Origin of the sequence: Mycobacterium syngnathidarum, assembly GCF_001942625.1 — a bacterium.
Lineage (GTDB): Bacteria > Actinomycetota > Actinomycetes > Mycobacteriales > Mycobacteriaceae > Mycobacterium > Mycobacterium syngnathidarum.
Map to the genome: position 1 here is coordinate 1 of NZ_MLCL01000001.1, position 13,055 is coordinate 13,055.

At 64.7% G+C, this 13,055-nt stretch carries 12 protein-coding genes and 1 pseudogene; 5 read left to right on the top strand and 8 right to left on the bottom strand.

Features of this window, described 5'->3' with window-relative positions:
• The 3 genes from BKG60_RS00005 to BKG60_RS00015 form a co-directional block, all read left to right on the top strand.
• Positions 1-132: integrase core domain-containing protein (locus BKG60_RS00005; RefSeq protein WP_138746402.1), on the top strand; the 132-nt coding region annotated here is incomplete at its 5' end.
• A 350-nt stretch (positions 133-482) separates the two neighbouring features.
• Positions 483-2,351 (top strand): hypothetical protein, encoded by a 1,869-nt coding sequence (locus BKG60_RS32650; RefSeq protein WP_070943905.1) that lies wholly within the window; start codon positions 483-485, stop codon positions 2,349-2,351.
• A 141-nt stretch (positions 2,352-2,492) separates the two neighbouring features.
• Entirely contained in the window at positions 2,493-3,047 is a 555-nt protein-coding gene (locus BKG60_RS00015; RefSeq protein WP_083339189.1) for a hypothetical protein, read from the top strand.
• Positions 3,048-3,063: 16 nt separating this feature from the next.
• Here BKG60_RS00015 and BKG60_RS00020 read toward each other — a convergent pair.
• From BKG60_RS00020 to BKG60_RS00045, 5 genes and pseudogenes are all read right to left on the bottom strand, one after another.
• Positions 3,064-3,822: pseudogene (locus tag BKG60_RS00020) on the bottom strand (class I SAM-dependent methyltransferase); the annotation flags it as partial.
• A gap of 35 nt (positions 3,823-3,857) precedes the next feature.
• Entirely contained in the window at positions 3,858-4,745 is an 888-nt protein-coding gene (locus BKG60_RS00025; RefSeq protein WP_070943904.1) for a metal-dependent hydrolase, read from the bottom strand.
• Positions 4,746-4,760: 15 nt separating this feature from the next.
• Positions 4,761-5,621: a mycofactocin-coupled SDR family oxidoreductase gene (locus tag BKG60_RS00030; protein WP_070943903.1), complete on the bottom strand. Its 861-nt coding sequence runs from the start codon at positions 5,619-5,621 to the stop codon at positions 4,761-4,763.
• Between the two features lie 464 nt (positions 5,622-6,085).
• Positions 6,086-8,233: a heavy metal translocating P-type ATPase gene (locus tag BKG60_RS00040; protein WP_070943902.1), complete on the bottom strand. Its 2,148-nt coding sequence runs from the start codon at positions 8,231-8,233 to the stop codon at positions 6,086-6,088.
• 44 nt (positions 8,234-8,277) lie between these two features.
• Complete coding sequence (locus BKG60_RS00045) at positions 8,278-8,562, bottom strand: DUF1490 family protein (protein ID WP_070943901.1); 285 nt, start codon at positions 8,560-8,562, stop codon at positions 8,278-8,280.
• 147 nt (positions 8,563-8,709) lie between these two features.
• Here BKG60_RS00045 and BKG60_RS00050 point away from each other — a divergent pair, with 147 nt between their 5' ends.
• Together BKG60_RS00050 and BKG60_RS00055 are read left to right on the top strand one after the other, a co-directional pair.
• Complete coding sequence (locus tag BKG60_RS00050; RefSeq protein ID WP_070943900.1) at positions 8,710-9,669, top strand: permease; 960 nt, start codon at positions 8,710-8,712, stop codon at positions 9,667-9,669.
• Positions 9,666-10,379 (top strand): TIGR03943 family putative permease subunit, encoded by a 714-nt coding sequence (locus BKG60_RS00055; protein ID WP_070943899.1) that lies wholly within the window; start codon positions 9,666-9,668, stop codon positions 10,377-10,379. Before BKG60_RS00050 ends, BKG60_RS00055 begins: the two co-directional genes overlap by 4 nt.
• Before the next feature lie 27 nt (positions 10,380-10,406).
• On the opposite strand, the gene BKG60_RS00060 is transcribed toward BKG60_RS00055, so the two are convergent.
• Genes BKG60_RS00060 through BKG60_RS00070 form a run of 3 tightly spaced genes read right to left on the bottom strand, consistent with a single transcriptional unit; the run spans position 10,407 to position 12,960 of the window.
• Positions 10,407-11,294, bottom strand: coding sequence for a metal ABC transporter permease (locus BKG60_RS00060; protein WP_070943898.1), 888 nt, complete (start codon positions 11,292-11,294; stop codon positions 10,407-10,409).
• Positions 11,291-12,037, bottom strand: a complete 747-nt coding sequence (locus tag BKG60_RS00065) for a metal ABC transporter ATP-binding protein (RefSeq protein ID WP_070943897.1) — start codon at positions 12,035-12,037, stop codon at positions 11,291-11,293. The genes BKG60_RS00060 and BKG60_RS00065 overlap by 4 nt, the downstream gene beginning before the upstream one ends.
• Positions 12,034-12,960, bottom strand: coding sequence for a metal ABC transporter substrate-binding protein (locus BKG60_RS00070; RefSeq protein ID WP_070943896.1), 927 nt, complete (start codon positions 12,958-12,960; stop codon positions 12,034-12,036). The genes BKG60_RS00065 and BKG60_RS00070 overlap by 4 nt, the downstream gene beginning before the upstream one ends.
• Positions 12,961-13,055 lie beyond the last annotated feature (95 nt).

Here is a 13,055-nt window from a genome sequence, read left to right on the forward strand (position 1 = left end):
GAGGCCGAACGCGCCGGAACCTACCAGCACTGGCTGCATCACTACAATCACCACCGACCCCACACCGGCATCGGCGGAATGACACCAATCGAGCGCCTACGCGTTCACAACCTACCCGTGAAGAACACCTAAGCCCCCAGCCGGTCCGAGATCCGGGACCTGAAGCCGATTCCATGAATGGCCGCACCCGCATCCATCAGGTCTCATAGTCGTTTCGACATGCCTCACCAGCCACCATTCGCGTCCACTGAAGCATGCAAACTGTTGCATGACAACAGCTTTCATCTGGCCGCGAAAGGCCACGGGTACCCAACAAAAACTGAAGATCTGCTGTGAATTCTTTCTGCGTGCTGCTACCTTCGCAGCCCTGAGGGCAGGTGCTTTACCAAATTCGAAGCGAGGAAACCACGCAAATGTCTGAATATTGCACGGATGTGGTCGATGCGAGGGTGGCAAATCGAGCGGGTCGCAGGTGGCCGGTCATGCCATTCATGCTGGGCGGAGTCGCCATGGCCGGAACCGCTGCCATCTTGCTGGCTCAGCCCGGTTCCGACCAGACCGAGCTGCTTGCGCTGAACGAGCGCACCGCCGCGTCGTATTCCATTGCCTATACCCTGACGTCCGGAGAAGAGCCGCTGGCGGACGGCACGACCCAGCTCGTCGGAAGCAGCTGGCAGTCACCGTTGTTGTTCCCACAACTGGCAGAGAGCAACAGTGGAAAATCCGGTGACGCATCACTGTTCAGCGCCTCGGCAACGAGCATCCCGTCCGGGATGGGCTTGGTCGCGTTCGATTCGTCCGCGTTAGTGAACTCGGTGTTGAACATGGACGCCAGCCAAACCTTCGGGATGGTGGGCAAGGGTGGCTGGCTGATCGGCAACGGCCTCGACGGAACAGATGCCTACATCAATGCCGACGGCACCGTCGTTGCGGCCACGTCCGGCGGCAACGGCGGCCTGTTCGGTGGCAACGGCGGCAACGGCGGCAACGGCCTCGATGCCGGTTACTACGTCAAGAACGCAGAAACCGGCCAATGGCAGCAATACGAGCACGACCACGACCACGATGGGGCGACTTTCTTCGCCGCTTCCAACGGCGCCGATGGCGGCAACGCCAAGTTCGGAATCGGGGACGGCGGGGACGGAGGGTTCGGTGGAATCGGCCTCAGCAGCGATGAGGACCCCGACGCACACGTCGTCGGCGGCGCCGGCGGTGACGGCGGCAACAGCGGATTCCTGTCCGGTACCGCCGGAGACGGCGGTCATGGGGGATGGGCCGTGAGCGCGCTCGGCATGGTCAACGGCGGCGCCGGCGGGACAGGCGGCAACGCCGGTCTGTTCGGAAACGCCGGGTTCGGTGGGTTCGGCGGCAGTGCCGCAACGGGCGGTAGCACCGTCGTCGTCGATGGCGAAGAGGTGACCGTCCAAGCGGTCGGCGGCAGAGGAGGCGACGGGGGCAGCGCTGTCATCGGCAACGCCGGGGACGGCGGCCTCGGCGGCGTCGCAGACATCGTTCACAGCCATGACCACGACCACGACCACGTTTCCGCCGCTGATCATGACCACGACCACCACTCCAGTGGCGCGTCCGCGACCAGTGGCGACGGCGGCAACGGCGGAGGGACCGTTATCGGCAACGCGGGCAACGGCGGCCATGCGGGAGGGGCGTATCAGGGCGAGATCGACGACTCCGGCGTGCCCGGCGCCGTCGGCGTCGGACTGACCACCGGTGGCAAGGGTGGAGACGGCGGCGCTTCCTGGTACGGCGACGGCGGTTCCGGCGGCAACGGCAGTGGCGCGGCTTCCTACCACGGTGACGCCGTCGCCGGAAACGGCGGCAAGGGCGGGGACTCGCCGATTCACGGGGCCAGCGGAATCGGCGGAGACGGCGGAGATGCCGAGGCACCGGAGGGGCACGCCACCGGCGGGACCGGCGGTCCGGGAGGCCACGGTCTGATCACCAGCTTTGGCGGCGAAGGAGGTGCTGGCGGAACCGCCTTGGGCATCGACGGGCAGCACTCCACTCCCGGCGCACCGGGCGCGCACGGTCGCGATGGCGTGTTCCCGCACAGCCACGATCACGACCATGATCACGGCGGTGGCGACGACCACGACCACGACCACGACCACAGTCACTCCAGCGCAGCTGCCGGTTCCACCAGCGGGTCCGAAAGCAAGAAGGCCACCAGCACCACCAGCCGGCCCGAACGCAAGAAACCCGCCAGCAGCACCAGCAGCGGAGGCGGACCCAAGAAAGTAGCCGGAGCTACCAGCGCAAGCGCACCCAAGAAGGCTGGCAGCGCAAGCAGCAAGTCCGAACGCAAGAAGGCTGACAGCAGCTCCAAGGACTGATTCCAAAGCTGTTGTGAGGTACTAGTTTTTCCAGCGCGGGCGTCGGCCTCTCCCTGGTCGGCGCCCGCGTCGCACTTGTGCACCCGGAAACGAAATTACAGTCCCGCGTATCTAGCCGTGGAAGAGAGCAGTACGACAATCATGAATGAATCAGACGTCAAGGACGAGCGAACCGAGGTCTCGACGCAGCCCGAGCCCGCGACCGCACAACTCCCGAAACGAATCAACGTCGCTGTGGTGGCCTTGATCCTGGCTGCCGGAGCTTTGGCCTTGTCCGCATGGACCGTATTTCGACCGACGGCTTCCGAAGCAGCCGGACCGCCGGCAGCCGATGACGCAACGAGCACCGCAGCCAAGCAGAAGGCCTGTTCCGCCTTTTCAACGGTGCGTCGTGGAGTCTCACTCAACACCAATGCCAGCGCGCCGGGTGGCCCCAATGACGTCGCCGGAGGTTTGGCGGTTGCGGCCAACGCCCGCCTAGCCCTCTTCGGCGGTGGCGAGTACCTGATGTCCCAGATCGACACCGCCGTGCCTTCCGAACTTCGTGAGCCGGCAACCGAATTCGCGGAAACTCTGATGGATATCGGTGCGATCGCGATCTCAGGAGTTCCGACGACTGAACCAGCGCAGGCTGACCGGTTGCGCTCCGCGGAACGCCTCAGCTCGGTCATTGCCGAAAAGTGTGGTGGTCAGTAGACCAGCTGCGACAGAATCACATTGGATCTGCGGCGATCACGTAGTCGTGCCCATGGCGAATCCCGTCATGGGCCTCGGCAAACTGCAATGCCCGAGCCCGGATGTCTTCGACGTAGCTTCGCATGCTCGCGGAAACCTCGTCGGAGGCAAAGCGTTGCAGCCGAGCCAGACACATATCGAGTTGGCCGTTGACAAATCGGGCCCGATAGCGGATCGGGAACTGGCGCGCCTCCTGCATCCGGAAACCGGACTGTCCGAGCTTGCGCATGATCCAGTCCATTGGATACTCCCGGTAGGGGCGCTCACCGGCCAGCAGCAAGCATGCGTCGCGCACCCTGCCGATCTCCCAAATAATCCGTCCGCCGTCGGTTTCCGGCTCATGTGGCACATAAGGCTCGAGTCCGATGAGGTACAGCCGACCATTTTCCCTGACCAGGGGGCGCAAGCGTTCGAACACGCGGTCTTGCCAGTACGGTGCGAAACCTTCGACCGCGCCGACCAGATAGTCGACCAGTACCGTGTCGAATCCCTCTCCGGTCAACAGACTGTCATTTACCCAGTTCCCGACCAGCAACCGGTCCTGTTGCCGCGGAGGTGAATGCAAGGCGCCGCGAATGTTGTCCGCCATACTGTGCGACGCAGTCACCGCGGTCCAGCGTTCGGTGGGCAGCGTCAGGATCCACTCCAGAGACTTCACCCCGGTACCGGCATCGAGCACACTTCCCCACGGGCGCTCACCGTGTAGTTCTTCGATGTAGCGGAAAAGTGAGGAAACTTCGATCGCGTTGGTCACAGCTGCACTCCAGTGGTCTACTTCAGATGGTCCAGCAGCGCACCGTCGGAGCCGAAATATTCGGTTCGCCAACGGTCGAGCAGTTCGTTGTGGTCGATGTGGTCAGGGTGGAAATCCATGACGTAGTACTGCCGTATCTGAGGCGCGATCCCGTCGAACAACGGCCGACCCGGCAACGCGACAACACTACCCAACGCCCGCTTCGGGTGTCGCCACGCCCATCGATCGGAGCCGATCGAAAGCGCAAGTACCACAGCTCTGCTCAAGAACAGGAACAGCACAGTGGTCATCGCGGCACGACGCATCCGCTCGGTGCCTCCGACGTACCGATACACATCGAAGGCAACCGCTTTATGCTCCATCTCCTCTATCGCATGCCAGTTCAGCATGGCGCGTACCTCCGGGTCGGTCAGCTGCTGCTGCACCCACGGCGTGCTCAAAACCTGGCCGCCGAGCACCGCGGTCAAATGCTCCACCGCCGCCGTACAAGCCAAGGCAAATCTGGCCAGCACATCCGGCAGTCGATCACGCTGGCGCTCAAAGCGTTTCACCAACTTGACGCCGAGCCTGTCGATGCCACCGGTGGCCCAGTAGCCCATCCTGATGAGCTCGGCGTTCAGCGCGCGATGCTGCAAACCATGCGTCGTCTCCTGACCGATGAATCCGGCGACTTGTTTGTCCAGCTGAGGATCGTCGATCCGTTCCCGATAGCGGCGCACCGAATGGATGAAGAACTCTTCCCCCGAAGGGAAGAAGCCGGACAGCAGCGCCACCAGATGACTCATCGCGATGTCATCGGCGACAAAGTGGCGGCGCGAAGGTTGTGCCTGGTCGAACTTGAACGCGATCCGCCGCACCGACACCGAACTGGCTGGTCGCCGCCCGCCCGGCGGCCCGTTGTGCATGTGTACCCCTCGCAGCTACAGCCCGAGCTTCAACGAGGCGCCCGCATCGACGAAGAGTTGTTGACCGGTGACATATCGCGACTCGTCCGATGCCAGGTACACCACGGCGTGGGAGATGTCGGCGGGTTCGATGTAGGGAATCGGCATCGCCTGCATGAACGGAAAGGTGACTTCGGCGTCCCCACGAGTCGGCTGGGGCAAATCCGGCCGGAACGTCTGATACATCGACGGGTTCTGCAACATGTCCGTGTCAACATTGGTCGGATGCACGGCGTTGATTCGGATCTGCTGCGGTCCCAATGTGAGAGCCAATGACCGGGTGTAGTCCCGAATCATCTTCTTCGCCAGGCCGTACCCATCGCCACCCGGACCCTGCAGGCCGCCCTGGCCATTGACACCGCCTGCTTGCGGCACCAGGCCGGCAACCGAACCGGTGACGACGATCGCCCCGAACGCATTCAGATGCGCAAGCGCGACGTGGACGGTGTTGACCACTCCTATGAAATCCACGTCGAATGCATCTACGAAACCTTGGACCGGAACATCGTTGCCCAGCGGGCAGATTCCGGCGTTGGCGACGACGATGTGCAGTCCGCCGAGTTCGGCGACGGCATCATCGACGACTTTCTTCAAACCGATCCGGTCGCGGACGTCGACTTGTGCGGCCACGACGCGGCGGCCGGCCTTCTCGACCAGCCTTGCCGTCTCATCGAGATCCTCCCGAGTGGCCAATGGGTACCGGTTGCTGGCGATGTCTTCGCCGATGTCGATCACGATGATGTCTGCGCCCTCGTCGGCCATGTGGATCGCGTGGCTGCGCCCCTGGCCTCGAGCTCCACCGGTCACGATTGCGACCTTGCCAGTCAGTCGGCCCATGATCCTCCTCGACAAGCGCTAATTGAAAATGGTTTTCGACAAGCTGCGGTTAGCACTGTAGCGTGAAGACGGCTAGTTGAAAATGATTATCAACAAGGCCCCTGGCGCAATCCACGTGGAAGGCCCCGATGCCCAACCGGCTGTACACCCGCGAGCCATTCACCGTCGCCCTCTGTGCGCAGTGCTCGGCAGAGCCGCACTTCTTGTTGCAGCAACTCGGTAGCGTCATCCGCCAATGCCCGCATGGCATTCTGGTCACCACCCAGTGCCTGCTCGGCAGATTCACCTGTACGACAGCAGGTTCCGATCGCGGTGCGGTTCTCGCACTGCAACCCTGCTCGGAACACCGCGCGCCCACTGGAGCCGTGATCTGGATCGGTCCCGTCAATACCGAGGCGGACGCACAAGATGCCTGCGACTGGATCGCAGCCGGCCGATGGAACCGTGAAAACCTGCCCGGACGGCTACGCGCCGACCTGAACCTGGCCAGGATCAGTTCTCGGAACTGAGCCCTGGTCCAGTTCATACCGGATGAGGCGCGCGCTGTTGGCCACCACAGCGACCGATGAGGCGTTGTGTAGGACCGCGGCGAGAACCGGCGACAGTGCACCGCCGGCACCGATAATCAAGCCGATTGCGTTCACGGCGATGGACATTGCGTAGTTCTGCTGGATCACATCGACCGCGCGCCCGCCCAACGCCCGCACGTCGAGCAGTCGGCGCAGATCGTCACTGGCGAGTGCGACATCAGCGGTCTCAACTGCCACATCGGTGCCGCCGAGCCCCATCGCGATACCGATGTCGGCCGCCGCGAGCGCGGGTGCGTCGTTGACTCCGTCACCGATGACGGCCACGGTATTGCCCTCGGCATGCAGTTCAAGTACGACTGCCAGCTTGTCCTCTGGCATGACCTCGGCCCGCCACTCCGTGATGCCGAGTTCGTCGGCGACGGCCGCAGCGGCGTCCGGATGGTCACCGGTCAACATCACCATGCGCCGCACCCCGGCCGCCCTGAGCGCACTGAGCACCCCGGCGGCTTCCGGTCTGATCTCGTCACGCAGGCTGATCAAACCGACCAGCTTGCCGTCCACCGCGAGCAGCAGCGGCGTCTCAGCGCGCTTGCGCAGCTTGTCCACCCACTCCGAGGCCCGCTTGGTCACCCGCACCTTCTCCTGACGGAGCAGCGACGGACTGCCGAGCAGAAGAGTTCGACCGTCAGCTCGGGTCCGCATCCCCAACCCGACGAGCACCTCGCACTCCTCGTGCGGCGGTATCTCGATATGACGCTCCTGAGTCGAACGGATCACCGCTTCGGCCAGTGGGTGGCGAGAATGGATCTCCGAGCTGGCGGCGTAGGCCAGGACCTGTTCCGGCTCCCAATCCTTGGGGAACGCAACAATATTGGTGACGACTGGACGGCCAACAGTGAGGGTACCGGTCTTGTCGAATACGACCGCGTCTACGCGACCGGCCTGTTCCAGGTGGGATCCGCCTTTGATCAGGATGCCGCGCCGGGCACCGTTGCCGATCGCCGCGCTGATCGCGGTCGGGGTGGACAATCCCACCGCACACGGGCAGGCGACCAGCAACATGGTCATCGCCCGACGCACATCCCTGGTCACGACCAACGTTGCCGCCGACAACAGGAACGAGGCGGGTACGAACCGTCGCGAGAAATTCTCGCCGATCGTCTGTATGGGGGCGCGGTCCTGCTGCGCCTCTTCCACCCGGCTGATGATCCGCCCGATCGTCGTGTGGCTCCCGACCGCCTCGGCCGTGACCACCAATCTTCCGCGCACCACGACCGAGCCGGCGTAGACCTTGCTACCGAGGCCGGCAGCCACCGGAAGATTCTCACCGGTGATCGCCGATTGGTCGATGATCGCCTCTCCATCGCTGACCACACCGTCAACGGCGATGGCTACCTGCTCGTGGACCACGACCTGGTCGCCGACCCGCACGGTGTCGACAGCGACCTCGACCTCGGTTCCGTCTGCCAGCTTCAGCCACACCGTGTCCTGGGTACCTTGCAGCAGATTCGCGATCGCCCGTCGGGTGCGCCGCAAAGTCAGGTCCTGCAGGTACTCACCGATGTTGAGCAGCCACAGCACGGTCAGGGCGACCACGTTCTCGCGGAGTACCAGGCTGGCCACCGTGGCTGCCGACACGAGCACGTCGGTGCCGGCAGAGCGGTTTCCGGCCAGCGTCCGCAGTGCACCGCGCAAGAAGGGGTAGCCGGTGACGATCGTCGCCCCGGTGGCGAAGGTCCGACTGGTAGGTCCGAGCAGCGGGGGCCGGGCAAAGGCGTACCGCCGAATCCCGAGCAGTGCCAATGCGATTGCGCCGACGACCATCCGGACGACGTCGGCGTTGTGAATATCGGCAGAACGGGGGGTACGGATGGGAACAAGGTGACGGGCCACGTCGGCGGCTGCGGTGATGGCAGCCAACACCGCTGCGCGGTCACAGCGCTTGGGCGAATACCAGACCACGACCGATGCGGTACGCGGATAGGCATGCACCGCTCGAACACCAGGCACCTGGTCGACGGCGTCCTCAATGGCTACCGCACGCACGGCGTCACCGCGAAACCACGGCGCCTGCACGCGCATTCGGCCCGCGGCGTCGGAGACTACCGATCCGGTTTCCACGAGGCTCAGTGATCGTGGTTGTGTCCGCCGTCGGCGACCGCCGGAGGCTGCACTTCCTCGCCGATCCGTTCCCGTGCCTCGGCCATCACATCGGCGACCTTCAAACGGGCACTCTCGGCACCTTCCTCGGCTTTACGCGCCCCCCGAAGCGCCCAGGATGTCGTCGTCACCGCGGCTTCCCGTACCGGAGCCTTTGCGACCGCTTTGCGTAGCCCCTCGTAGGCCGCCACCCCGACAGCGCCGGTGATGACCGTCGTCGCCGCCTTTGCCAACACGCCATGCCACACCATCCAGCCATGTTATCCCCTGTTTCCACCACTAGCGCGGGTAACAAATTTTCCGGCGGACGGTCGGTGCACAGCCGGACGCGCAGGGATAGCTGGCATCATGGCGGCGTGGCCACGAGCGAAGCGGTAACCCGGTGGCGGCCGACCTCGATGCAGATGCTGGTCGTCGGCATCATTGCGCTGGCGCTGGCCGGCGACGCGATGCACTCCTTCGTTCTGGGCATGCCAGACGTCGGCACTGCCGCCACGGTGTTCTGCGGAGTGTTCGTGCAAGCGCTGCCTTTTCTGGCCCTCGGGGTGGTGATCAGCGGACTGCTCGCGGTATTCGTCACCCCGGCCCGGCTGGCCCGCTGGCTGCCCAGGCGCACCAGCACCGCGATCCTGGCGGCCGGTGTCGGAGGTGCGGCACTACCCGGCTGTGAATGCGGCTCGGTTCCAGTGGCGCGCAGGTTGTTTGGTGAGGGGGCCGGAAGCGACACCGTGGGTGCGGCCGCGTTGACCTTCATGCTCGCTGCCCCGGCGATCAACCCCGTTGTGCTCGTCGCGACGGCGGTCGCCTTCCCCGGCCACCCGCAGATGGTGGCCGCACGGTGTGCCGCGTCGCTGCTCACCGCGCTCATCATGGGTGCGGCATGGGCCCGATTCGGCAGGCCGGAGTGGATCACCCGGCGATTGCCGGACCCGACGCACTCCGAGGGCTCACGATGGGCTGTGTTCACCGAGGCGGCTCGGCACGACTTCCTGTCCGCGAGCTCCTATCTGGTGATCGGTGCGACCGCCGCGGCTGCCCTACGCGTGCTCGTGCCCAGCTGGGTGTACGACCATCTGGCCGGCCAACTCGTGCTCGGGGTGATCACCATGGCCGTCCTCGCCGTCGTGTTGTCGCTGTGCTCGGAGGCCGATGCGTTCGTCGCAGCCAGCCTGAGCATGCTTCCGCTGCTGCCCCGACTGGTGTTCCTGGTCGTCGGTCCCGCCGTCGATCTCAAACTCTTCGCGATGCAGGCCGGAATGTTCGGCCGGGCGTTCGCGATCCGTTTCTCCCCCGCCACGTTTGTGGTCGCCACCCTCGCGGCCACCGGTGTCGGATTGCTCGTCCTGGGGCCACAGTGAGCCGGGAGACCGAGAACGCGTTGCTGCTCCTGATCGGGATCAGCACCGCGATCATCGCCATCACCGGAACATTCACCCGCTACGTCAAACCGACACTACTGCCCTATCTGATCGCCACCGCGGTGCTGCTCGTCGTGCTCGCTTTGGCGGCGATCGTGCGGGATATCCGCCGAGGTGGCGACCACGACCATCACGCCGATGCGCATGACCACAAACACCGGGCCGGGATCGGATGGCTGCTGCTGATTCCCATCGCGTTGCTGGGCTTTGTCGTGCCACCCGCCATCCGGCCCGATGCCGCCTCGGTCACCCCGGTATCCACCGACGTGCTGCGGCGGCCATTTCCGCCGCTACCCGATGGCCGGGCACCCGAGGTCTCACTGCCCGATGTGCTGGTCCGCGTCGCCCAGGACAGCGCCGGGACCCTCGACAACCGGACGATCACCCTCACCGGGTTCACGATGCGCGACGGTGACCGCACGGATCTGGCGCGGGTGTTGATCGTCTGTTGCGCCGCCGACGCTCAACTCGCCCGCATCCACCTTTCCGGGCCGGCCGCCGCCCAGCTGGCCGGCTATCCGGACAACACGTGGATCAAGGTGGAGGGCACGATCCCTGCGGGGCAGAGTGATTCGAGCCGCAGCACCATCCCGACGATGACGGCCCTGAGTGTCGTGCGCACCGAAGCCCCCGAACGTCCCTACGCCTAGCCTCGCAGCCTCGACAGTGTCTGAGACTCAAGGACGACTTTTGCTCTCTGGCATCTGGCCGTCGGTGGGTGCGGCGGGATGCCGGTGTCTGGCGAGCAATCCGTGGCCGGGGCTGAAGAGGTAGGCCAGGGTGAAGGTAGCGCCGTTGGCGAGCACGACCATGGGTCCGGATGCGGTGTCCAGGTAATAGCTCGCATAGAGGCCGATCAGCGCGCACGCGGCGGCGAGAGTGGGTGCGATGAGCAGCATGCGGCCGAATCGGTCGGTGAGCAGGTATGCGGTGGCGCCGGGGGTGATGAGCAGGGCGACGACCAGGACGACGCCGACGGCTTGCAGCGCGACGACGGCGGTCAGGGCGAGCAATCCGAGCAGTGCGGCGCTGAGTATCCGCGGGTTGAGGCCGATGGCGTGGGCATGGTTGGGATCGAAGGCGTAGAGGGTGAAGTCGCGGCGCTTGTAGAGCAGGATCGCCAAGACGAAGGCGCCGAGGATGGCGACTTGGGTCAGGTCGGATCGCGAGACGCCGAGCAGGTTGCCGAAGATGATGTGATTGAGATCGACTTGGCTTGGCGTGATCGAAATCATCACCAGACCAAGGGCGAACAGCGTGGTGAAGACAACGCCGATTGCGGCGTCTTCCTTCGTGCGACTGGTATCGCGGACGATCCCGATGAGGGCGACTGCGGCGAAACCAAAAATGATGGCGCCCAACGCAAATGGGGCACCCACGATGTAGGCCAACACGACCCCGGGCAGCACGGCGTGCGAGACCGCATCTCCCATGAGCGACCAGCCGATCAGCACCAGCCAGCACGACAGGGTGGCACACACCACCGACGCGATCAGGGTCGTGGCCGTGGCGCGGACCATGAATTCCAGTCGCAGGGGCTCGAGCAGGAATTCGACGATGTTCATCGTTTTCCCGAAGTGTCGTTGAGCATGTCCAGACCGAAGGCGCGCGCCAAGTTCTGCGGTTGCAGCACGATGTCGGGTTGGTCGTGGGCGAGCACGGTGCGCATCAACAGAACCGCTTCGTCGGCGAGTTCGGGCAGGGCGTGCAGGTCGTGAGTGGAGACCAGGATCGTCGCGCCGCCGCCGGCGAGGTCACGCAGCAACCCGCTGATGGTGGCTTCACTGCGTTTGTCGACACCGGCGAACGGTTCGTCGAGCAGCAGCAGGTCAGCACCTTGGGCGATGCACCGTGCCAGAAAGGCGCGTTTGCGTTGTCCCCCAGAAAGTTGTCCGATCTGACGGTGCTGGTAATCGACGAGCTCGACCCGCGCCAGCGCGTCGTCAACGGTGTGGTGGTCGGCAGCCCGGGCGCGCCGAGTTGGTCCCATCTGTCCGTAGCGACCGGTGAGCACGACATCCCGGACCGACAGGGGGAACGCCCAGTCGATGGCCTCGCTCTGCGGCATATAACCAACGCGCCCTGCTTTGCGGGCTCGTGCGGGGCCGGCGCCGTGGATGTGCACGGTCCCGCTGTCAGGCCGCACCAATCCCATGATGGCCTTGAACAAGGTCGACTTCCCGGAGCCGTTCATACCGACCAGCCCGCACACCCGGCCCGGCTCGAGGGCGAGCGTCGCGTCGCGGAGGGCGAGCACCGGTCCGTAGTGCACGGTGACCGATTCGACCTGCAGTGCGGGAACGGTCACGAGACGCGGTCGGCCGTCAGCGCCGTTGCGATGGTGCTGGCATCGTGGCGGATCAAATCCAGGTAGGTCGGCACCGGTCCATCGGCTTCAGACAGCGAGTCGACGAACAGCATCCCGCCGAAACGGGTTCCGGTAGCTTCTACGACGCGCTGCATCGGCGCGTCGGAGACGGTGGACTCGCAGAACACCGCCGGCACCTTGTTGGTGTTGACGAACTCGATGGCCGAGGCGATCTGCTGCGGCGTGGCTTGCTGTTCGGCGTTGACCGCCCAGATGTACTTCTCGGTCAGTCCGGCATCGCGAGCCAGGTAGGAGAAGGCTCCTTCGCACGTCACCAGTGCTCGCTGGGTGGCTGGCAACGCGTCGAGCCGAGCGACGAGCTCATCGTGGACCTCTTGCAGTTGGGTGCGGTAGGCAGCGGCGTTGTCGCGGTAGTCCTGCGCGTGTGCGGGGTCGAGTTCGGCGAAAGCCTCGGCCATGTTGTCGGCATAGATCTGCACGTTCATCGGTGACATCCATGCGTGCGGGTTCGGCATGCCGGCGTAGGCGTCTTCGGCGATGTCCAGGGGCGCCACCCCGTCGCTGACCACCACGTGCGGAACGTCGATGCCGTCGACGAACTGGGCGAACCATGCTTCCAAGTTCAAGCCGTTGTCGAGGATGAGATCGGCGCCGGTGGCCTTCTTGATGTCGCCGGGGGTGGGTTCGTAGCCGTGAATCTCCGCCCCCGGTTTGGTGATCGATTCCACCGTCAGATGCTCGCCCGCGACGTTGGTGGCTATATCGGCCAGCACGGTGAACGTCGTCAACACCGTTGGCCGGTCGTCATCGCCAGCGCCGCCCTCGGAGACACAGCCCACCACCACCGCCGCGACACCAACGATCGTCACGGCCTTGGCCACCAACCACCGACCTCGCCCCATCTGCCACCTCTCAACCCAATGGCAACGTTCACGTTGTCATTTTTCGGTAGCCCGAAACCTTAGTATCGGGATCCCGAATCTGCAATATGTTCATT